This is a genomic window from Aeromonas sp. QDB34 (assembly GCF_027705405.1).
Lineage (GTDB): Bacteria > Pseudomonadota > Gammaproteobacteria > Enterobacterales > Aeromonadaceae > Aeromonas > Aeromonas hydrophila.
The window spans coordinates 57,204-77,426 of record NZ_JAPDBT010000004.1 but is presented as its reverse complement, the minus strand read 5'-3'; the positions used below and the strand labels follow the sequence as shown (position 1 = coordinate 77,426).

Sequence of the window (20,223 nt, the reverse complement as noted above, 5' to 3'; positions counted from 1 at the left end):
TGGCGGCGACAGTCAGGGGCGGCAGCGTCTTTGGCAGATAGCGCGCGGACTGTGAACCAGCCGCCCTGTTTGGCCCAACGCCCAATAGGGCCGGCGCTCTCCGGGTTATTTGACCCGCATCAGGCGATGGCGGATGTCACCCAGTTCGACCTGGATCACCTGGGAGCGTTGCATGGCATCCACCCGCTGCAGCATGTCGGCGCTGTACTGCTTGCGCCGCATCCACTGCATGGGCTCCTCGAAGCTGCCTTCGTTGACGATAAAGGTATCCGTGTAGGTGTCGTTCACTATGCTGACCACCCAGATGCGCTGCTGAAACTCCGAGAGTTCGGCAAAGAGCGCGGCGCCGCGGGTTGCCAGCCAGCGCCCTGCCCGAGTGATCTTGTTTTTACTGCCAACGAGCCGGTTTGCCATAACTGATAAGGGTTGGATAAGAAGACGGTTGGGCATCCTAGCATCCAGGGGGGTGGGCACCAAGCAGCGAGAGAGTTGCCTCTCCCACCACGGGATAAGGCGCAGGGTGCAATAAGCCTGTAGGGTCGATTAGCGAAGCGTAATCGTCCGCGGTAACCATCCCCTCCCCCCTTGCGGGAGAGGCCTTGGGATCAATGGGTGGAGTCGAGTAGGGTCGATTAGCGAAGCGTAATCGTCCGCGGTAACCGTCCCCTCTCCCCTTGTGGGAGACAAGTAGGGTGCCAATAAGCGAAGCGCATTGCACTGGGGAACGATCCCCTCTCCCCCTGCGGGAGAGGGTTAGGGTGAGGGGTTGGGTAACGTCATTGATTTGCGATGTGTCGTCCCACGCGTAAATGGCGCGGCTGGGCGAGTGACTTTGGAAAGACCCGCTCTCTTTGGCAAATAACACCAAAGGTCTTATCCCCCACTTGTTCGCCCTCCTGCGTCGGGTTCCCTCGGTTCACCCGTTTGTCCTACGGCACGCGCCGATGGGCCATCCATGGCCTCGCGGCCTGGACAAACAACAGGGGGCAACTCCAAACCTTCAGCCCAGAAACCAGTTAACGTTTCTTGATTATGCATAGATGCAATAAAACCTTATTTTTCGAATGCCCGATTAGGCTCCGCTAATCGAACCTGTGGCCCTTAACAGAATATTAAATAGCCATCATTCATATCAAAATGGTCTACTGCTAAAAAATACCGGGGTAATTTATGTTAAAAAGGATAAAGTTAGTTCAAGGCATTGGTAATTATACGCAAACTAGAGCAAGCGGTATTGAATTAACAAATGTAACAGTTGTTTATGGAGAGAACCGATACGGGAAAAGTACTTTATGTGATGTAATATATTCTCTTTCTGAAGACTCTCCCGAAATAATATTAAATCGAGAAACTATCCCCAACAATCCAGCTAAGCCTCCCAAAGTCGAGTTTCTATTCTCAACAGCCACTGGAAATTCAACTTCTAACTTTGATAATGGACAATGGCAAACAAAAACACCTGCTTGCTCAAAGCTATATGTTTTCGATCACAATTTTATTCATCGTAATGTTATTACTGGCCAGAGGCAAGAACGTCCAAATTCAGAGAATATGACAAGCTTCATACTGGGAGAAGACAACACGAATTTATATACAGCTCTTGCAGACATGAATAGAAGCCTGAGGGATGAACGCCGCAATCTTAGCGAAATCGAACGTCAGTTAAATACTCACGCCGTGGGGAATGCAGAACAATACTCAACAACAATGTTGCCCCTTCAGACAAAAGAGCAATTAGAATTAAACTTTCAAACACTAGAAATAGCGAAGCAACAGCTAGCAAACACAATACAAAATATAGATAATATAAAACGTCGAAACAATCTCACAGTCGTTGGACAACAAGTAGATTTCTCCAAAATAATTTCACACATGAATACTGTAATGGCCTCTAGTCTCAAAAATGTACACCAAGACTCGTTAGGTGTATTACAAAGGCACATGGACATGCATGTGGGTAATGTCTCCGCATTTAAAGGTTGGGCCGCTCAAGGTCTTGTTCAGATAAAAGATGACTGTCCATTTTGTGGGCAAGGCCTAAGCACTGACGCTAGAGCTCTTATCTCATCTTATCAGCAAGCATTTAATGCTGAATTTGATAGATTTAATTCTAATACGAGAACAAATCTCAACAGTCTTCGCACGCCATTTCAAATCCCAAATACTCACGAACAATTACACCAACAACATTTAAGCAATTGCCACACAATAGAGATATACGTTGAACCTCAGATCACTAGCAATCCTACATTAGCACCGTTGATCACAGCATTAGATCAAAATAGTAAAATGATATTGATGGCGTTTGATGCTGTATTGGCACGAAGCCAAGAGGCAACAATTTTTTGGACCCCTCAGTTAGAACAGAAGTTCGCTACACCATATGAACAAGCTGAAGTGATGGACTTTGACCACTTACTTGCAGCATCTAAAGAGTACAACCAAGCCATTTATGAATACTGGCAAGTTACAGAACAAATCAACACATTACTCAATGCATACAAAAATTCGCTTGATGTGGTCCAGCTAAATAATCATCTAATCGAAATCAATAGGCAACAAAACCAAATTCAAATTTCATTAAAAAGAATATATCTGGAACCACTCTGTACCTCATATCGACAAAAACAAGCCGAAGTTATAGCTTTAGACGCTGCTTACAGAACAAGAAAACAGCAACTAGACCAATCTCAAAGTACATATTTGGATACGTACTTCAATCAGATTAATAGTCTTTTTCGTCAATTAGGATCTAGTAACTTTGAAATAATTAAAGTTCCTAATAATAGAGGGCAGCAAATAGTTTATGATCTGAAAGTTAAATTCAAAGGCGAAGATATCCCAGCTGATAGAATCAATACAATATTTAGTGAGTCTGATCGCCGAGCGTTGGCTTTATGTATTTTCCTTGCAAAAGTAATATCGCTAACACCAGAAAACAAAGCAAAAGCAATTTTAGTATTGGATGACCCTGTTACCAGTTTTGACAATGAGAGAATAGCTTTAATTTTGAACAAACTTGATGAAATACAACGAACTATAAAGCAGATCATTATTACCACTCATTATAAGGGGATGGCATCTAAAGCGGTTAAGAAATTCAAACGATGTGCAAAAGCCATAAGACTACATTATGGTGCAGATACATGTTCTATTGAAGAAGTTGATATTGACAGCATGATGGCTACAGAACACGATATTGCTTTTGATAAAATCAAGTCTTTTGTTGACAGAGAAAGCAACACTGACATCCTTACAAGTTTGCGACCATTTTTTGAAGAAGAAATAAGGCATAGATATAAGAAGCAGCTTAGAGAATTAGGACATGCCAAATCTGATCTCTCAGTATGTACTGCAGCATTAAGAGATCATGGTTTTATGAGCTCAGACACGGAGGCTAGATTAAGTGCTATTAGAGACACACTCAACACCCCAATGCATGAAATAGGACATGATACTCTTGAAAATACCAGAGCATTAGCTGGAGATATTTTAGATGTTATATATAACCGACTGAATTTCCATTTATAGACTGAAATTTAGTGTTTATTTATATCTTAGTCATGCGATAGTTTTTTATACAATCCAGCAACGTTAGCTCCCCTCACCCTACCCTCTCCCCCTAGGGGCGAGGGGATCAGACCGAAGGATGCCGAGCCCTCCGGCAGACCACAAAAAAACCGCAGCCCTAAGGCTGCGGTTTTTTTATTGGGTCAACCAGTTGGCACCAACAGAGCCACCGGCCTTAGGCACGGCGCCAGCTGGTCTTGCCGGCGCTGTCTTCCAGCACTATGCCCATCTCGGTGAGACGGTTGCGGGCGGCATCCGCCGCGGCCCAGTTCTTGTCGGCACGAGCCTGATTGCGCTGGGCGATCAGTTGCTCGATTTCGGCAACCTCTTCGTCCGCTTCATCACCCTTCAAGAAGGCATCCGGATCTTGCTGCAGGATGCCGAGCACGGCACCCAGCTCGCGCAGGCGGGCGCCCAGCGCGGCGGCAACGGCCATATCTTCACCCTTCTGGCGGTTGATCTCGCGCACCAGATCGAACAGGGCGGAGTAGGCTTCCGGGGTGTTGAAGTCGTCGTCCATCGCTTCTTTGAAGCGGGCCACCTGCTCGTCGCCACCGGCAGCGGCGGCCGCCGGCAGATCGCGCAGGGCGGTGTACATGCGCTCCAGCGCGGCGCGGGCCTGCTTCAGGTTGTCTTCCGAGTAGTTGAGCTGGCTGCGGTAGTGGCCAGACATCAGGAAGTAACGGACGGTTTCGGCGTCATAGTGGGCCAGGACGTCACGGATGGTGAAGAAGTTGCCAAGGGATTTGGACATCTTCTCTTTATCCACCATCACCATGCCGCTGTGCATCCAGGTGTTGACGTAGTCGCCACCGTGGGCACAGCAGGACTGGGCGATCTCGTTCTCGTGGTGCGGGAACTGCAGATCGGAGCCGCCGCCGTGGATGTCGAAGTGGTTGCCAAGGTGCTTGGAGTTCATGGCGGAGCACTCGATGTGCCAGCCAGGACGGCCCGGGCCCCAGGGGCTGTCCCAGGTCGGCTCGCCGGGCTTGGACATCTTCCACAGCACGAAGTCCAAGGGGTTGCGCTTGGCATCCACCACGTCAACCCGGGCGCCGGCCTGCAGCTGCTCCAGATCCTGGCCGGAAAGCTTGCCGTAGTCGGCGTAGGAGTCGACGATGAACATCACATCGCCATTGTCGGCCACGTAGGCGTGCTCTTTATCCAGCAGGGATTGCACCAGCTCGATGATCTCGCCGATGTGCTGGGTGGCGCGCGGCTCGACGTCCGGGCGCACCATGCCGAGGGCATCGAAGTCGGCGTGCATGTCGCCGATCAGGCGCTCGGTCAGATCGTCACAGGTGACGCCGGTTTCGGCGGCGCGCTTGATGATCTTGTCGTCCACGTCGGTGACGTTGCGCACGTAGTTGAGCTGATAACCGCTGTAGCGCAGGTAACGGGCCACGACGTCGAAGGCGACGAAGGTGCGGCCGTGGCCGATATGACAGTGATCGTAGATAGTGACGCCACACACATACATGCCCACCTTGCCCGGGTGGATAGGTTTGAATTCTTCTTTTTGACGAGTGAGTGTGTTGTATATCTTCAGCATCTTATGACCACTGCCTGTGAGTAAAATGGCCTGCCATTCTACCCGCATCCCGCGTAGAAAACGAGGCAGAAAACGTGCCGGATCAGGCGCACCATCTATGCCGCAGGGCCCTGATGGGCTAGAATTGCCACCACTTTATGCCATACACCTGCGGGCACCTGGTCGCCCGCATCAAATGAAAGGACATATCATGGTCACTCTGCACACCAATCACGGCGACATCACCCTCACCCTGAACGCTGAAAAAGCCCCGGAAACCGTGGCCAACTTCCTGCAATACTGCCGTGACGGTCACTACGACAACACCATCTTCCACCGCGTCATCGACGGCTTCATGATCCAGGGCGGCGGCTATGCCCCGGGCTTCGAAGAGAAAGACACCCGCGCCCCCATCAAGAACGAAGCGGCCAACGGCCTGTCCAACAAGGTCGGCACCATCGCCATGGCCCGCACCATGGAGCCGCACTCTGCCAGCGCCCAGTTCTTCATCAACGTGAACAACAACGACTTCCTCGACTTCAAATCCGCTACCACCCAGGGCTTCGGCTACTGCGTGTTTGGTGAAGTGACCGCCGGCATGGACGTGGTCAACAAGATCAAGGGCGTCAAGACCGGCAACTACGGCCGCATCCACCAGGACGTGCCGACCGAAGACGTCGTGATCACCAAGGTGACCCTTGCCGAGTGATCTCTGCCTTCTGCGAGATGAACTGACTGCGGCCCCGGCCGCAGTTTTTCCATCTGCGAAGGCCGGCCCCATCGACTGGCGCCGTCTCGATTACCTGGCCCACGGCAACCCGCGCCAACGCTCGGCCCATGCCCTGCTCACTGCCGGGGTGTGGGATGAGCTGGCAGCCCAGTGCAGCGATCTGGCGCTGGTGAGCACGGTCGCCATCGGGCTCGACCGCCCCGGCAGCGATCTCGACATCGTCTGCCAGTATCCGGAGCCGGCCACGTTTGCCGCGACGCTGGACGCCCAAGGCTGGCGGGTTGCGCAAAAGGGTGCTGACATCTGGCTCGCCGAGCAGACCGTTACAGGCGTTGATGGCCACCCTTGGCCCCTTGAGCTCTACCTCACCCCAGATCCCCTCGAGCGCCTCAACGGCTGGCGCCACCTCAGCCTGATGGCTGCCCTGCTTGAACAGTTCGGCGCGGCGTTTTATCACCAAGTGCTGCGCCTGCGCCGCGAGGAAGGGCTCAAAGGGGAAGCGGCCATGTGCCACTTGCTGGGCCTTGCCGGCGACCCGTATGCTGCGCTGCTCACCCTGGAGGGCGGCGCGCTTGCCCCATTGGTGTGGCAGCCGCGGGCGACGGGCCCTCACTTCACTTCTAATTTCACTGCTAGCTCCAATACCAGCTCCACTTCCAGCCACCTCAACAGGGCCCAGCACACTTTCTCATGAGCACCCTCTTTATCAGCGACATTCACCTGTGTGCCCAGCGGCCCGACATGACCGCCGCCCTGGTGCGCTTTCTGGCGCACGACGCCCCCGGCGCCGATGCCCTCTACGTGTTGGGCGATCTGTTTGAATTCTGGATTGGCGACGATGATCCCAATCCCCTCCACGGCGAGGTGGCCGACGCCTTTGCGGCCCTGAGCCAGCAGGGGGTGCCCCTCTACTTCATTCACGGCAACCGCGACTTCTTGCTGGGCCAGGCCTTTGCCAAGCGCGCCGGCATGACCCTGCTGGGGGATCCCTGTGTCATCGAGCTCTATGGCGAGCGGGTGGTGCTGAGCCACGGCGATCTGCTCTGCACCCTGGATGAGGGCTACCAGAAGTTTCGCCGCATCACCCAGCTCAAGTGGCTGCGCTGGCTCTTTTTGCGGCTGCCGCTCGCGCGCCGCCAAGCCATCGCCCACAAGATGCGCGGCCAGAGCCAGATGGAAAATGCCCACAAGAGCCAGACCATCATGGACGTGACCCCGGCGGCAGTGGACGAGATGCTGCGCCAGCACGACTGCCGGATGATGATCCACGGCCACACCCACAGACCCGCCATCCACGACTTCAGCCTCGACGGTCATCCGGCGCGGCGCATCGTGCTGGGGGACTGGTTCGAGCAGGGCTCGGTACTGGTCTGCCGCCCCGGCGAGCAGCGCCTCGAGCAGCGTGCGCTGATCTGACCAAGCAGGCTGACGGCAATAAAAAAGGCGGGAAGATCCCGCCTTTTGTTTGCCTGCGATCTACCTCTATAACGGCTACATCACCGTCATCTGCCCCGCGTAGAGGATGAAGTAGCGCAGCAGCAATATCCCCACCAGGCTCAGGCTGCAGATAAGTGCCAGCCGGGCCGGTTGATGGGCCTTGGCCGGACTGCCCACCCGCCCCAGCAGCTGGGGCAGCAGGATCCCCAGCCCGATGACCCCGAACCAGAACACCTGGGACCAGAAGCCGCCGCCGATGGCCGCCCACATCGCCGCTTCCCGCTGGCCGCCACCAAAGTAGAGGCCGGTGAAGAAGCAGAGCAGCAGGAACAGTTCGATGGCGACGATGGGCCGCTCGAAGCGGTGCACGAAGCTCACCCCGCGGCTGTGGCCATCCTCCCGAAACAGGGTGACCGCCAGCAAGATGGTGGAAGCCACCCCCGAGCTGATGCCGGAGACCAGAAACAGCGCCGGCAGGATCGGGTTGTTGAGCATGGGGTAGGTCTTGAGGGCGGAGAGCAGAAAGCCGGTGTAGGCCCCGAGCAGAACGGCAAGCAGCAACAGCAGCGGCGCCAGCAGCCGCTCGAGGCGTGCAAGCCAGCCAATGAGGCCGTCCACAAAGGCGAGCTTGTCCATCAGCAGTTGCCGGCGCAGTACTGTAATTTCTGTCCGGAACACCACCGCCAACCAGGCGAACAGCACCGCCATGTAGACCTGAAACAGCATGACCCCCATCGACATCACGGAGTCGAACTGGTAGTGGAACATCAGCTTCCAGAAGGTCCAGGGACGGGCCAGGTGGAAGATGAGGATAAGCAGCCCCAACACGACGCTCACCGGCGCCAGAATGGCGGTCGCCTTGATGATGCCGCTTTCGCTGCCGGCCCCCTGGCGGCGTAGCAGCACCGAGAGGGTGGCCGAGCCTGCCGAGATACCGAGCAGGAACAGGTAAATGGCGATGGGGCCATCCCACACCAGCGAGTCGAAGTGAAACGCATCATGCCACATGGTGCCTCCCTCCTGTCAGCCGGTCTGCGTCATACAGATGAGATGGGATCATGACTTCACCTCCCCTTTCGGCACCCGGTACATCTTGGGCGAAGTACCGAGGAACTGCTTGTAGCGATAGGTGGTCTCCTGCACCAGCTGTTTGGCGATAGGGCTGTTGGGATCGTCCAGATTGCCGAACACCAGCGCCTTGGTCGGGCAGGCTTCCACACAGGCGGGTTGCTTGCCCGCCGCCAGATTGGTCTTGCGGCAGAAGTCGCACTTGTCAGCAACCCGGGTGACCGGGTTGATGAAGCGCACCTGATAGGGGCAGGCGGCTAGGCAATAGCGACAGCCGACGCAGAGGTCGGGGTTGATGTCGACGATGCCATCCTCCGCTCGGATGTGGGAGGCGCCGGTCGGGCAGACGTGCACGCAGGGGGCGTTGTCGCAGTGCTGGCAGGATTTGCGAAAGAAGCGGTACTCCTGCGCCGGATACTCTCCCACCGGGCCGCTGCGCAGGATCTGCAGGCGGGCGACCCCTGCCGGCACCTGGTTCACCTCGCGGCAGGCGTCCATGCAGGTGGTGCAGCCGATGCAGGCCGTCTCGTCGTGGATCATGCCGTAGCGCACGCCCTTGATGGTCATGCTGTTGGCCAGGGCGCGCGGGGCCCCCGTCAACAGGATCAGGGCGCCGGCGCTCATGCCCACCATGAAGTCGCGGCGGGTCGTGCTCATGCGCCCTCCTTGACGGCGCCGCCGAGACCGGCCTCGTGCTGCTTGCGGTGACAGTCGACGCACAGCTTGATGCGCGACTTCTCGGGGATCCCCACCATGGGCTCCTTGGCCGGGTGCAGTTGGTGACAGCTGGTGCAGCTGACCCGGGTGGCGTGCACGTCGTGGGCCCACAGGGCCTTGCGCAAATCGTCCGGCTCATGGCAGCTCATGCAGACGCCGTTTTGCTGACTCAGCGGGAAGGCGTCGTTGCCAAAGCGCATCACATCGACCATGCCGCCGCGCTGTTTACGGTGATCGGCCGACGCATTGCCGTGGCAGTTGGTGCAGGTGACCTGCTCCCCCGTGTTGGGGTTGGTGACCTGGCCATGCTTGCCGTGCATCCCCTCCTCCCCGTCGTGGCACTTCTCACACTTGGCGAAACGGGCCGCGGCCTTCTTGGCGGCGGCTTTCTTCTTTTCCGCCTTGGCCTGCCGTTCGGCCAGGGTGGGTTGCGCTGCCTGATCGGCACTGGATGTGGCACTCGGCGCAGCCGGCGTGGCATCCGCTGCCTGTGCGCTGGCCAGCGCCAGCTGACCCGCCCCCAGGGTGAGGGAGGCAAGCAGCAGCCACTTGATGATCTTTTTCATAGGAAACTCCGAAACGGTGGCACCCGCCGGGTGCCGTCTGCCCGCCTGGCAACAAAAAGGAGCTGGTGACAGCTCCTTTGACGGTCATGAACACGAGACCACACCCCGCCAGAAGCGGGGTGGCTGCGTCAGCGGGAGGGGCAGCGACGTTACTGCTGGCTGGCGTAGTACTCGGCCAGCGCCTTGAGGTCGGCATCGCTCATGGCGATGATGGCCTTGTTCATCTTCTCGTCGTTGCTGCGCTTGCCGGCCTTGAACTCCTGCAGGGAGGTCAGCAGATAGCCCTTGGGCTGGCCGGCGAGGATGGAGGCCTCGTCTTCGGCCACCGAGCCGCCTTCGGAGTGGCATTTCTTGCAGCCGGAGTCGTCGTGCAGTTTCTGCCCCGCCTTGGCCAGCGCCGCATCGAACGGCTGCTTCATCGGCTTGTAGAGCAGCTCGGCATAGTGCGCCGCCAACTCGTCGATCTGCTCGTCGCTAAGGCCCTTAACAATGTCGGTCATGTTCCCCTTCTTGCTGGTGTCACCGGTGACATGATTAACGGTCTTGGCCGGCCGGCCGTCCAGGTAGGTGCGCATCTGCTCGGCAAGATTTGATTCTGCCAGCCCTGCAATAGTCGGAATATCGTTCTGGGTGCTGATCCCCTGATTTCCATGACATGAGTTACATGTATCCACCAATGAGTCCAGGCTGGCATGTGCGGTGCCAATAGAGCCCAAAAGCAACGACAGTCCCAGTATTTCCAGCTTCACACTGCGTTTCATTTCTTATCCCTCTTCCAGAAAAGGTCTATAAACCCCAGTAAAAACAGACATTTTTATACTAAAGGTTGATTTTCGATCCGTTTTTGAGACTTAGATCAACGCCGTCTAATATATAAACCTTACAATTAAGATGGAAATGATTTATACCGTATTTAGTCCTCTTTTGACCCTTAAGTGGTATCTTTTTGGGAATTTTTTGAGCTGGCTCATATATGGAACAATAAGTCCGATAAAAAAGGATAAAACAATGAAATACTGGAAAGTATTGGTGGCTGCAGCAATGGTGTTCACCCTCTCCTCCTGTGGGGGCGGCGGTGATGGCAATGACCAGACGGATCCACCTCCCCCTCCTCCGGGAACCCCAGATTCGCTGGTGATCTCGGCCTCCACCCCACAACTTGGCGAGAGCGGTCAGCTCTCGGTGCAATTCAAGGTAACCGACAAGCAAGGCAAGGGTTATGAGCTGGGAACCACCCTTCCCTCCTTCACCCTGGCCAAGGTGATCCCCGGCCGCGACGCCAAACGGGAAGACCCTGTCATCTGGAAGAGCTTCATCTACAGCACCAAGAACAACCGCCCCACCGGCGAGAACGGCGGCAAGCTGGAAGCCCTTGGCAATGGCCAGTACCGCTACACCTTCTCCTTCAATGCCACCACGGTGCGCGACCCTTATCCGAGCGATTCGCAGGACAACAACGGCTTGATCCGCTGGGATGAGGCAGCGACCCACCGCCTCGGCATCTACTTTGGCGGCAGCAACGGCATTCCGGTCACCGACTACGTGCTGGACTGGGTACCGGCCGGCACGCCGCCGCTGCTGACCCGCGACATCCTGGAGCAGCAGAGCTGCGACAGCTGCCACATGAAGCAGCCTATTCACCACAGCAACCGGGCCGATCCCAAGCTCTGCGTCACCTGCCACAACGAGAGCGTGCCCGGCAGCGGGCGGGGCGATCTGACCACCCTGGTGCACAAGCTGCACGGCAACCTGGATGCGACCGCCACCAAGCTGGTGAGCCACTTCCCGCAGGATCCGCGCAACTGCGACACCTGCCACAAGGGCGTCACCCCGACCACCCCGGATGCCAACAACTGGCAGCACGCCCAGGAGAAACCCTGCGGCGCCTGCCACGCGGACTCCACCACGGCGACCGGCTACGTCAGCCACATCAACGGCAAGATCACCAGCGGCACCCTCTGTACCCAGTGCCACGCCGAGACACCCGGCAACACCAAGTCCCCCAGCAGCGTGCACATGGGCTACCTCGCCAACGAGGCCGCCGGTCGCGACAAGCTGGTGTTCAAGTTTGACGACGTGCGCTACGCCGCGCCCAACATCGAGGTGGAGCTGACCGTGACTGCCAACGGTACGCCAGTCGAGACCATGGACGGGGTGCTCAAGTACATCAAGTACGGCGATCTGGCCAAGGCTCCCTACGTGCTGGTCAACTGGGATCAGGGCAGCGGCTTCGAGCTGGGCTACACCAACCCGCAGACCTTCGTCGCCGGCAACAAGATTGACTTCACCAAGTGCGAAAGCCAGGGCGGCGGCAGCTTCCTGTGCCGTAAAGAGGTGGGTAACGAGGTGACCGGCACCTTGGCGGCCACGGTCGCCGAACTGCAGGTGTGCGTGGCCCGCAAGGCGGATCGCAACGGTGCCTTCGCCGCCGGGGATCTGCTCCCCTGCAGCAGCACCGCCAGCGCCCTCTCCTACGTGGCCATCAACCCGGTCAAGGCCTACTTCCGGGTCGAGGGCGGGGTCGACGGCAGCTATGTGCTCAAGGCAGGCGCGGATCTGGCCTCCTGCAACGGCTGTCACAAGGATCTGGCAGTCCACACCGAGGGCAACGCGGGCTCGGCTCACGCCTCCAAGGACTTCGCCCAGTGCACCAGCTGTCACAACGCCACCCGCACCTCCTTCTATGCGGGTGTGCCGGGGGATCTGAAGTACCACGTGCACTCCTTCCACGCCTTCGGCTCCCATCGCAGCGGTGATGCCACCTTCCCGGGCAAGCTGAACAACTGCGAGTCCTGCCACACCAAGGGTCAGTACAACCTGCCCAACCAGCAGAACGAACGACCCTCGCTGGTGGCGACCACGGCGGACAACAAGCAGCCCAAGTTCTTCAGTCCGACCCTGGTGGTCTGCGCCAGCTGCCACCTCAAGTCGCCGCTGGGGCTGGTCAAGCCGGACAGCCCGGTCGCCGGGGATGAGTGGGCCACCCACATGAAGAACAACGGCGCCATCTTTGGTGCAGAGACGATAGAGGCCGCCACCGGAGTTGAACAGTGCGCGTCCTGCCATGCCGTCGGGCAGGAACAGGGCGTCGACAAGGTTCACAAGGTGTATGACTTCCGTTGAGACCACCAGGCCGGGGGGATGCCTCCCCCCGCCCCTTTGCCGTTGAAGGACACGATATGAAAAGAATCACCCCGCAGTGGCTCCTGGCGGGTTTGCTGGCACTCGGTTGCCTGCCGGTCTGGGCCAAGAGCGATGCCCAGCCGGCGGCCGATGCCGATCCACGCCTGCAGGTCGAGGCCACCCTCGACCAGAAATTCGACCAGGGCAAATACTCCCCCAAGGGGGCCGATACCTGCCTCAAGTGCCACGATGCCGACTCGCGCAAGCCCGCCACCGGCATCTTCCACAATGTGCACGGCAACCTCGGCAACCAGAACGGGCCGATGGCCGACAAGCAGTGTGAAGCCTGCCACGGCCCCGCAGGCAACCACCCGCGCAATCCCCGCAAGGGGCAGAAGCGGGAACCCATGATCACCTTCGGCCCCGACTCGCCGGTGCCGGTGGAGAAGCAGAACAGCGTCTGTCTCTCCTGCCACACCGATACCCAGCGGATGGGCTGGCATGCCAGTGCTCACGCGGTGGAGGATGTCTCCTGCGCCAGCTGCCACAGCCTGCACCAGGCCAAGGATCCGGTGATGGACAGCAAGCTGCAGGTGGAGACCTGTACCAGCTGCCACGCCCAGCAAAAGGCCGATCTGCACAAGCGCACCAGCCACCCCATTCTCAATGGCGAACTGCCCTGCTCCAGTTGTCACAACCCGCACCAGTCGCAGAACGAGGCCAGCCTCAAGCAGCCCAGCCTCAACGAGAGCTGCTACGAGTGCCACGCCGAGAAACGGGGCCCCTTCCTGTGGGAACACGAACCGGTGACCGAGGATTGCTCCCTCTGCCACAGCCCGCACGGCTCCATCAACCAGGCGCTGCTCAACAAGCGGGTGCCCCAGCTGTGCCAGGAGTGCCACAGCGTGCCCCATGCCAACGTCTCCATCCCCGAGGGGGATCTCAAGGTACGTGGCGGCAGTTGCCTGAACTGTCATAACCAGATCCACGGGACCAACCATCCCAACGGTCAATCACTGCGGCGCTGAGGAGAGAAGTCATGAAATACTCAACACTTTGGCTCTCCCTGTTGGCGGTCTGCTCGGCCCAGGCGGCCGAGGAGCCGCTGGCAGTCGGGGATTACGCCCTGCAGCAGAGCAAACCGGCCAAAACCGAACGCTGGAGCTGCAAGTCCTGCGAGCGCGATGAGGGCTGGTTTGGCGAGGTGGGGCTGGGTGCCGGCTATGCCAACGACGATGGCGCCACCCGCTTTCGCAACTGGGTTCCCAGCCAGCAGGACAGCGGCATGCTCGGCATCTTCAACGCCGACCTGCAATACCGGGGGGAAGGCTCCCGCTACGGCAGCCTGGCGGTGAAAAACCTCGGCATGGAGCGCTTCAGCCTGACAACCGAACAGGGCCACTACGACGGCATGCGCGCCCGGCTGGGCTACTCGGAGTCCCCCTTCTACTGGAACAGCCACGGCCGCAGCGTCTATCAGCCGGGCGAGAGCCCGCTGACCCAGGGGTCGCTGGCCGAGTTCGACAAGGAGGTGGTGCGCAAGAAACTGACCGCCGGGCTCGCTTATACCCCGAAAAGCCCGTGGCGCCCCTACGCCGATTTTTCTCATGAGAAAAAAGAGGCCACCCTCGCCTACTACCAGGCGAGCGTGCCCGGCATCGGCAGCGGGCCAGGCCTTTTGCCCAAGCCCATCGACGGCAGCTCGACCACCCTGGTCAAGAGCGGCGTCAGCTACCTGGGAGAAGGCTGGCTGGTCGATCTCGCCTACAACGGCTCCCTCTACCGTACCGATGACACGGCGCTCTACTATGGCAGCGTTGCCGATCCTTACGCCAACGAGCGCGCCTACGAGCCGGACAACAACTTCCACCAGCTGAGCCTATCCGGCCAGTACAACTGGGACCGGCAGAGCCTGACCGGCCGCGTGCTCACCAGCCAGGCCACCTCCAACGGCAGCCTGACCGCGTTTCGCAACGCCCCCATCAGCCAAGATGACTTCCACGGCGAGGTCAGCACCCTGCAGGCCGACGCCAAGTGGGTGGGTCGCTTTGGCCGGGATCTCACCCTGCGCGCCGGCGGCGAGTATCGGGACCGCAAGGACAAGTCCGATGAATACGCGGTGGTCGGCAAGCAGCGCGGCAAGAGCGATCGCACCCGCAGCAAGGCGGATCTGGCGGCCGACTACCGGCTCAGCCGCTCGGTCAAGCTCACCACCGGCTATCAGTACAAGGCCGATCAGCGCGAACAGGCCGACCGGCAGGACACCGATGAGCACACCCTGTTCCTCAAGGGGCGCTACCGCCCGGCCGGGGCGCTGCAACTGGGCGGCAAGCTCGCCTGGAGCACCCGCGACGGCTCGGACTGGCGCCACGACAGCGCCGGTGGCAATGGCAGCCCGACCCTGCGCCAGTTCTATCTGGCGGACAGGGACAGGGTCGAACTCAGGGGAGACCTTGGCTATCAGTTCAGCGAGGGGATGGATGCCCGCCTCGAAGGGTGGTGGGCCAGGGATGATTACAAGGAGCCGGACATAGGGCGCAGCGAGGGCAAGGATTATGGCATCGACCTGACCCTCAACCAGCAGTTCGACGACAACCTGAGCGGCCACCTGTTCAGCAACCTGCAGTGGATCACCTCCAGCCAGAACCACGCCTACACAGGCGCACCGGACTGGGATCCCTACAGCACGGCGGTGCGCGACGAGATCACCACCCTCGGGCTCGGGCTCACCCAGAAGAAGGCGTTTGACCGGGATCTCGAGCTCGGGCTCGATTACAGCTTCGCTTATGGCCGTGGCAAGACCGACGCCAGCAAGGGCTATGACTACCCGGATCTCACCAGCAAGCAGCACCGGCTGGAAGGCTACGCCCTCTATCAGCTTACCAAGCAGCATTCGCTGCGCTGGGATGTGCGCTACGAATACTTCCAGGACGTGGATTACCTCTACACCGGCGAAGAGCGCAACCTCGGCAACCTGAACCAGGACTACAACGGCTACTTCACCGCCGTCTCCTGGCTCTACAAGTTCTAAAGGCGCGATTACACACCGATAAGGGCAGACGGTAGTATTGCCAACCCAATAAAGAGGGGAGCCCAGGCTCCCCTCTTTCATCATCTCGTCTTTGTGCTCTTGATTGCCCCTTCACTCTGTCGGCCAAGCAGGCTGCCGCGTGGCGGCCATCCACCTGTCGGGCTCGACACGGCATCAGCCGGTATAGGTCGGTTCCAGCGCATAATGCTTGAAACAGGCCTCCAGCTGGCTGCGCGCCTGCGGTATCACCTCGATGAACTCCAGCCCGTATACCTCGCCCTCTTCCGACTGACGGGACCACATCACCCTGGCCTTGATCGTCAGCGGCGTCTGGTTGCGATACAGATCGATGGAGGGCTTGGGGGTGTAGATCTTGAGCTCCACCTCGGCGCGCTTGTCCAGAGCCAGGGGCTGTACCGTGCGCAGTCGCAGGCCGGTGATGCTGAAATCCTCGGTGATCGACTCGTGGAACCCGCCCCCGGCCTGTACCTTCACCATCATGTGCTGGTACATGCGCGGCGCCCGGCGCAGCTCGTGCTCGCTGCGATCCGCCCCGCTCTCGGCCTCGAAGCGGAACTGCTCCATGATGTCGCGCAGCTGGCTCGACTCCTGATAGAGGGTGCGGCTGATGATCCCGGTGGTCTGCACCTTCTCGGTGTTCTCCGCGAGCGCATGCAGCAGATCGTGCAGATGGGCATTGAGCGAGGAGAGCTTGCCCATCTGCTCGTCGCTGGTGCCGCGGATCTGATCCGCCGCGCCGACGCTGCGCTCGATCTCCGTCATCAGGCCGTTGATGGACTGACTCGCCTCGTGCGCCTTGTCCATGGTCAGGTGAGTGCGGGCGATGACGCTCTTCACCGAGCTCTCGTTCTCGCCGATGAGCCGGCTCAGGGTAGTGACGATCTCGTTGATCTCCTTGGTGGCCTGACCGGCATTGTTGGCCAGCTTGCGCACCTCGTCGGCCACCACCGCAAAGCCGCGGCCATACTCCCCGGCCCGGGCCGCCTCGATGGCGGCGTTGAGGGCCAGCAGGTTGGTCTGCTCGGTGATGGCAGTGATGGACTGGGTGATCACCTGAATGCGCTGGCTCGCCTCGCTCAGCTGGCGGGTCTTCTGTTCCGCCTGCTGCGCCTCGGTCACGGCGTGGCGCATCTCTTCGATGTTTTCACTCATCACCCGGGTGCTGCGATGGGCGCTCTGATAGGCAAGCTCCGCCTGCTGCCCCACCTGGCTTGCCAGGCCGGAAACCGCCTCGGCCGCGCAGGAGAGGTCATTGCTGGCGCGGGTCACTTCCGTCGAGTGGTGCTGTTCCAGCTGGGAAGCGTCGGTGATGGTTCTCGAGATATCGGAGATCTGATAGGAGGACTGGGCCAGTTGCCGGGTCCGCAGGTCTATCTGGCGCATGTGGCGACTCAGCTGCGCCGCCATCAGCCGCATGGCTCCGAGCACGCTGTGATTGTCTGCCGAACGGGTCTGGATGGTGACGGTGAGGTTGCCCGCCGCAATCTCGGCGGCCACCCGCGCGGCATAATCCGGCTCGCCGCCCAGGGTGCGCATCAGGTAACGGTACTGGATGAAGTAGGCCAGCGCCACGAACAGCAGGGAGACCAGTCCGGCCACCAGCCCCATCAGCAGGGCCAGCTCCTTGGCCTCGTCGCGGCTGGCCACGGCACTGGTGATCCTGCTGTCCAGCTGATTATCAATACGCTCAAGGCGCTCGTTGATGTTTATCACCATCTGATCAAAGCCACCCTGGCTGCTCATCATCAGGTTGCCCGCCGCCTGGCCCTGGCGACTGTAGGTATCCGCCATGACAACCCCTTTCTCATACAGCCCCTTGACCGTCTCCTGCATCGGCAGCAGCTCGTTGCTCAAGTCCGGCAGGCTGCGCATCAGGGTATCGAGATTCTGCAAGGCGGTATCGCGGAACGTGGTGGCCTCGGCGAGGCTCTCTTCTGTGTTGCCAGTCACCGCCGCATCTGTGATGAACTGCTGGATCTGCACCAGGTCATAACGTGTCTCCTTGAAGATGAGGTGAGCCTGATTGAAGCGCTCGACCTTCTCCTGCGCGCGCAGCTGGGCCTGGCTGCTCCACAAGGAGACGATGGATGCCATGATCAACGGCACCGCCACCAGGATCCCCCCCAGGATCATCATCCGTTTGACCGAATGCCTTCCTCGGGGCGCATGCGACATCGCATGTGCCTCGGTCTGGTCGAAGGCGGTGTCCTGCAAGAGTCCTTGTGCAGTAGCCATGGCATCACCTCATCCTAGTAGCAGAGCGTCATTGGGCCATCGCAGCAAGGCATTCAGCTGCAAAGAGCCGATCCGTTTTGTCGACCCAAGCAAAACCCAAGCCAGAAAAAATGGCCTGGTTTCCCCCCCCTTCCGCCCCCAATGCGGGCAACTTGCCACAAGGCCCGCCCAAAGCCCGCAAAACGCAATGCAAACTGCAATGAAAGCGGCTTTATCTGCCCAAGCAGCCACCTCGGACCACCACGCCTTGCCCTGATCGACCCATCCCCCTTTATCATGCCCGGCTCACAGACACGGCTTCCCGGCCTGGGGTGAATCACCGCCAACGCCCGGTCATATTGATGATCAACACACTATTGGCAGGTACCCAGCTCAGGGGTCAGCACCATCCGTTGGCGCACCATGGCGTATTAGGCCTGGTTTTTGAATGGAGTAGCCCGAGTCAGTGGTCGGCGGGTGTTGCACTCACAAGCGGAGCCTTATACCTGCAAGGTGTAAGAGGTGGATTGAAGGCTCATTGAATGATTTGACCTGGTTGGGGAGTTCCTATGTTCAACGCAAAACTCAAGAACGAGCTGGCAGCAGAAAGAGCAAGGGCCTTGCAGAGCGAGGCACTGAGCCACGCCATGCATGGTCACCTGCCGATGATCGAATTCACTCCCGAGGGCCATATCCTCGATGCCAGCCCGCTGTTCCTCAGCACCGTCGGCTACTCCCTCAAGGAGATCGTGGGGCAGCACCATGCCATCTTCTGTCGAAAAGAGGACTCTGACTCCCCCTCCTATCGGGAATTCTGGAGGAAGCTGGCCAATGGCCACAGCCAGCAGGGCACCTTCCAGCGAGTCGGCAAGCACGGCCAGGAAATCTGGCTGGAAGCAACCTACTTCCCGGTCAGCCAGGATGGCAAGGTCAGCAAAGTCGTTAAAATCGCCTCCGACGTGACCTTGCAACATGACCTGCTCATGACGCAGAAAGCGATATTCGAAGCGCTGGATCGCTCCCTTGCGGTCATCGAGTTTGAGCCAAATGGCGTCATCATCAACGCCAACCGCAATTTTCTCGACACCATGGGCTATCGACTCGATGAAATAAGAGGTCGTCAGCATCGCATGTTCTGTGATGAGTTGTTTTATCGGGAACACCCCGATTTCTGGCAGGAACTGGCTCAGGGAACCTTCAAATCGGGGCGCTTTCAGCGCTTTGACAAGCAAGGCCATGAAATCTGGCTGGAAGCGACCTACAACGCAGTGCGAGGCAGTCATGGCAAGGTGATCAAGGTCATCAAGTTCGCCTCCAACATCACCTCGCAAATCAAAAAAGATCAGGCCGTGCAAAATGTGGCCAAAGTGGCCAACGAAACCTCCGTCACCACCAAGGCTTCCGCCATCAAGGGTGAGGACATGCTGACCACCGTTGTCTCCACTTCAGACAACATCGTCACCCAGATGGAAAATGCCAGTACGCTGATGGGCAAGCTGCATGCCCAATCCCAAAATATCACCGCCATCGTTTCCACCATCAGCAGCATTGCAGACCAGACCAACCTGCTGGCACTCAACGCCGCCATCGAAGCCGCGCGAGCCGGTGAACAAGGCAGAGGCTTTGCCGTCGTCGCCGATGAAGTCCGTCAACTGGCGGCAAGAACCTCTCAATCCACCAACGAGATCGCGAGCGTGGTCAACCAGAACCAGCAGCTCACCCATCAGGTCAGCGAACAGATCCAGTCCGCAGCAGATGGCGCCATCCATGGACAAAGGCAGATCGATGACGTCGCGAAAGTGATGCAAGAGATAAGAAATGGCGCCGAAGAAGTGTCTACCATCATCTCGGAACTCTAGAAAAAGCAGCGAGGGTCACCTTAGGAGCTCAGCTCCCTGATAGACGAGGCCGACTGGCTGCTCACCCAGGTGGTGCACGACCTCACCAATCAGGGCTACACCAACTGCTTGCAACTCGAAGTGAAACTGGCAGAGCTGCCGGAATAAATCTGTGTGAATCAAATGTGGACACTGGGAGAAAACAAAAAGGCCGCTATCACTAGCGGCCTTTTTAAGTCTTTGATTTTAATGGTGCCCGAGGCCGGAATCGAACCGGCACGACGCGAACGTCGAGGGATTTTAAATCCCTTGTGTCTACCGATTTCACCACTCGGGCACCGTAATCGGTATCAAGCTCGCGCCGCGGGCTTGTCAAT

General features: G+C 58.6%; 15 protein-coding genes, 1 tRNA gene and 1 pseudogene. 9 read left to right on the top strand and 8 right to left on the bottom strand.

Features of this window, described 5'->3' with window-relative positions:
* Positions 1 to 105: 105 nt before the first annotated feature.
* A complete protein-coding gene (locus OKC29_RS08015; RefSeq protein WP_226031517.1) occupies positions 106 to 450 on the bottom strand; it encodes a hypothetical protein in 345 nt (114 codons plus the stop codon).
* Positions 451 to 1,170: 720 nt separating this feature from the next.
* On the opposite strand from OKC29_RS08015, the gene OKC29_RS08010 reads away from it, so the two are divergent.
* Positions 1,171 to 3,531, top strand: a complete 2,361-nt coding sequence (locus OKC29_RS08010) for an AAA family ATPase (protein WP_073350812.1) — start codon at positions 1,171 to 1,173, stop codon at positions 3,529 to 3,531.
* Between the two features lie 214 nt (positions 3,532 to 3,745).
* On the opposite strand, the gene cysS is transcribed toward OKC29_RS08010, so the two are convergent.
* On the bottom strand, positions 3,746 to 5,122 hold the full coding sequence (gene cysS / locus OKC29_RS08005) for a cysteine--tRNA ligase (protein WP_017782367.1): 1,377 nt from the start codon (positions 5,120 to 5,122) through the stop codon (positions 3,746 to 3,748).
* A 190-nt stretch (positions 5,123 to 5,312) separates the two neighbouring features.
* Here cysS and OKC29_RS08000 point away from each other — a divergent pair, with 190 nt between their 5' ends.
* From OKC29_RS08000 to lpxH, 3 genes are read left to right on the top strand one after another with little or no spacing between them, the layout of a single operon-like run.
* Positions 5,313 to 5,810 (top strand): peptidylprolyl isomerase, encoded by a 498-nt coding sequence (locus tag OKC29_RS08000; protein WP_005302674.1) that lies wholly within the window; start codon positions 5,313 to 5,315, stop codon positions 5,808 to 5,810.
* A complete protein-coding gene (locus OKC29_RS07995; RefSeq protein ID WP_073350814.1) occupies positions 5,800 to 6,525 on the top strand; it encodes a DUF4269 domain-containing protein in 726 nt (241 codons plus the stop codon). The genes OKC29_RS08000 and OKC29_RS07995 overlap by 11 nt, the downstream gene beginning before the upstream one ends.
* Positions 6,522 to 7,247, top strand: a complete 726-nt coding sequence (gene lpxH, locus OKC29_RS07990; RefSeq protein ID WP_042067805.1) for a UDP-2,3-diacylglucosamine diphosphatase — start codon at positions 6,522 to 6,524, stop codon at positions 7,245 to 7,247. The genes OKC29_RS07995 and lpxH overlap by 4 nt, the downstream gene beginning before the upstream one ends.
* Before the next feature lie 75 nt (positions 7,248 to 7,322).
* On the opposite strand, the gene netD is transcribed toward lpxH, so the two are convergent.
* From netD to pdsA, 4 genes are all read right to left on the bottom strand, one after another.
* Positions 7,323 to 8,276 (bottom strand): Nrf-like electron transfer protein NetD, encoded by a 954-nt coding sequence (netD, locus tag OKC29_RS07985; protein ID WP_073350816.1) that lies wholly within the window; start codon positions 8,274 to 8,276, stop codon positions 7,323 to 7,325.
* 48 nt (positions 8,277 to 8,324) lie between these two features.
* Positions 8,325 to 8,993: an Nrf-like electron transfer protein NetC gene (gene netC, locus OKC29_RS07980; protein WP_073350817.1), complete on the bottom strand. Its 669-nt coding sequence runs from the start codon at positions 8,991 to 8,993 to the stop codon at positions 8,325 to 8,327.
* Positions 8,990 to 9,619: an Nrf-like electron transfer protein NetB gene (gene netB, locus OKC29_RS07975; RefSeq protein ID WP_270669195.1), complete on the bottom strand. Its 630-nt coding sequence runs from the start codon at positions 9,617 to 9,619 to the stop codon at positions 8,990 to 8,992. Before netB ends, netC begins: the two co-directional genes overlap by 4 nt.
* 149 nt (positions 9,620 to 9,768) lie before the next feature.
* Positions 9,769 to 10,380, bottom strand: a complete 612-nt coding sequence (gene pdsA / locus OKC29_RS07970) for a periplasmic diheme shuttle PdsA (protein ID WP_101617404.1) — start codon at positions 10,378 to 10,380, stop codon at positions 9,769 to 9,771.
* 247 nt (positions 10,381 to 10,627) lie between these two features.
* On the opposite strand from pdsA, the gene OKC29_RS07965 reads away from it, so the two are divergent.
* Genes OKC29_RS07965 through OKC29_RS07955 form a run of 3 tightly spaced genes read left to right on the top strand, consistent with a single transcriptional unit; the run spans position 10,628 to position 15,773 of the window.
* Positions 10,628 to 12,742 carry an OmcA/MtrC family decaheme c-type cytochrome gene (locus OKC29_RS07965; RefSeq protein WP_039214189.1) on the top strand — a complete coding sequence of 705 codons (2,115 nt, stop codon included), beginning with the start codon at positions 10,628 to 10,630 and terminating at the stop codon, positions 12,740 to 12,742.
* A gap of 56 nt (positions 12,743 to 12,798) precedes the next feature.
* Positions 12,799 to 13,770 carry a DmsE family decaheme c-type cytochrome gene (locus OKC29_RS07960; protein ID WP_101617402.1) on the top strand — a complete coding sequence of 324 codons (972 nt, stop codon included), beginning with the start codon at positions 12,799 to 12,801 and terminating at the stop codon, positions 13,768 to 13,770.
* A gap of 11 nt (positions 13,771 to 13,781) precedes the next feature.
* A complete protein-coding gene (locus tag OKC29_RS07955) occupies positions 13,782 to 15,773 on the top strand; it encodes an MtrB/PioB family decaheme-associated outer membrane protein (protein WP_101617400.1) in 1,992 nt (663 codons plus the stop codon).
* 174 nt (positions 15,774 to 15,947) lie between these two features.
* Here OKC29_RS07955 and OKC29_RS07950 read toward each other — a convergent pair whose 3' ends face one another.
* Entirely contained in the window at positions 15,948 to 18,029 is a 2,082-nt protein-coding gene (locus tag OKC29_RS07950; protein ID WP_101617397.1) for a methyl-accepting chemotaxis protein, read from the bottom strand.
* Between the two features lie 548 nt (positions 18,030 to 18,577).
* On the opposite strand from OKC29_RS07950, the pseudogene OKC29_RS23040 reads away from it, so the two are divergent.
* Together OKC29_RS23040 and OKC29_RS23035 are read left to right on the top strand one after the other, a co-directional pair.
* A pseudogene (locus tag OKC29_RS23040) lies at positions 18,578 to 19,342 on the top strand (PAS domain-containing protein); the annotation flags it as partial.
* 87 nt (positions 19,343 to 19,429) lie between these two features.
* The gene (locus tag OKC29_RS23035; protein WP_257796858.1) at positions 19,430 to 19,867 is read left to right on the top strand and encodes a methyl-accepting chemotaxis protein; all 438 of its coding nucleotides are present in this window, start codon (positions 19,430 to 19,432) and stop codon (positions 19,865 to 19,867) included.
* A 229-nt stretch (positions 19,868 to 20,096) separates the two neighbouring features.
* Here the strand turns inward: OKC29_RS23035 and OKC29_RS07940 are convergent.
* Positions 20,097 to 20,183 (bottom strand) — tRNA-Leu (locus OKC29_RS07940).
* Positions 20,184 to 20,223 lie beyond the last annotated feature (40 nt).

What these genes read in the sequence shown, in the direction of transcription:
- OKC29_RS08015 (WP_226031517.1), bottom strand. Translation starts at nt 450, where the DNA reads ATGCCCAACCGTCTTCTTATCCAACCCTTATCAGTTATGGCAAACCGG.
- OKC29_RS08010 (WP_073350812.1), top strand. Translation starts at nt 1,171, where the DNA reads ATGTTAAAAAGGATAAAGTTAGTTCAAGGCATTGGTAATTATACGCAA.
- cysS (WP_017782367.1), bottom strand. Translation starts at nt 5,122, where the DNA reads ATGCTGAAGATATACAACACACTCACTCGTCAAAAAGAAGAATTCAAA.
- OKC29_RS08000 (WP_005302674.1), top strand. Translation starts at nt 5,313, where the DNA reads ATGGTCACTCTGCACACCAATCACGGCGACATCACCCTCACCCTGAAC.
- lpxH (WP_042067805.1), top strand. Translation starts at nt 6,522, where the DNA reads ATGAGCACCCTCTTTATCAGCGACATTCACCTGTGTGCCCAGCGGCCC.
- netD (WP_073350816.1), bottom strand. Translation starts at nt 8,276, where the DNA reads ATGTGGCATGATGCGTTTCACTTCGACTCGCTGGTGTGGGATGGCCCC.
- netC (WP_073350817.1), bottom strand. Translation starts at nt 8,993, where the DNA reads ATGAGCACGACCCGCCGCGACTTCATGGTGGGCATGAGCGCCGGCGCC.
- netB (WP_270669195.1), bottom strand. Translation starts at nt 9,619, where the DNA reads ATGAAAAAGATCATCAAGTGGCTGCTGCTTGCCTCCCTCACCCTGGGG.
- pdsA (WP_101617404.1), bottom strand. Translation starts at nt 10,380, where the DNA reads ATGAAACGCAGTGTGAAGCTGGAAATACTGGGACTGTCGTTGCTTTTG.
- OKC29_RS07965 (WP_039214189.1), top strand. Translation starts at nt 10,628, where the DNA reads ATGAAATACTGGAAAGTATTGGTGGCTGCAGCAATGGTGTTCACCCTC.
- OKC29_RS07960 (WP_101617402.1), top strand. Translation starts at nt 12,799, where the DNA reads ATGAAAAGAATCACCCCGCAGTGGCTCCTGGCGGGTTTGCTGGCACTC.
- OKC29_RS07955 (WP_101617400.1), top strand. Translation starts at nt 13,782, where the DNA reads ATGAAATACTCAACACTTTGGCTCTCCCTGTTGGCGGTCTGCTCGGCC.
- OKC29_RS07950 (WP_101617397.1), bottom strand. Translation starts at nt 18,029, where the DNA reads ATGGCTACTGCACAAGGACTCTTGCAGGACACCGCCTTCGACCAGACC.
- OKC29_RS23035 (WP_257796858.1), top strand. Translation starts at nt 19,430, where the DNA reads ATGCTGACCACCGTTGTCTCCACTTCAGACAACATCGTCACCCAGATG.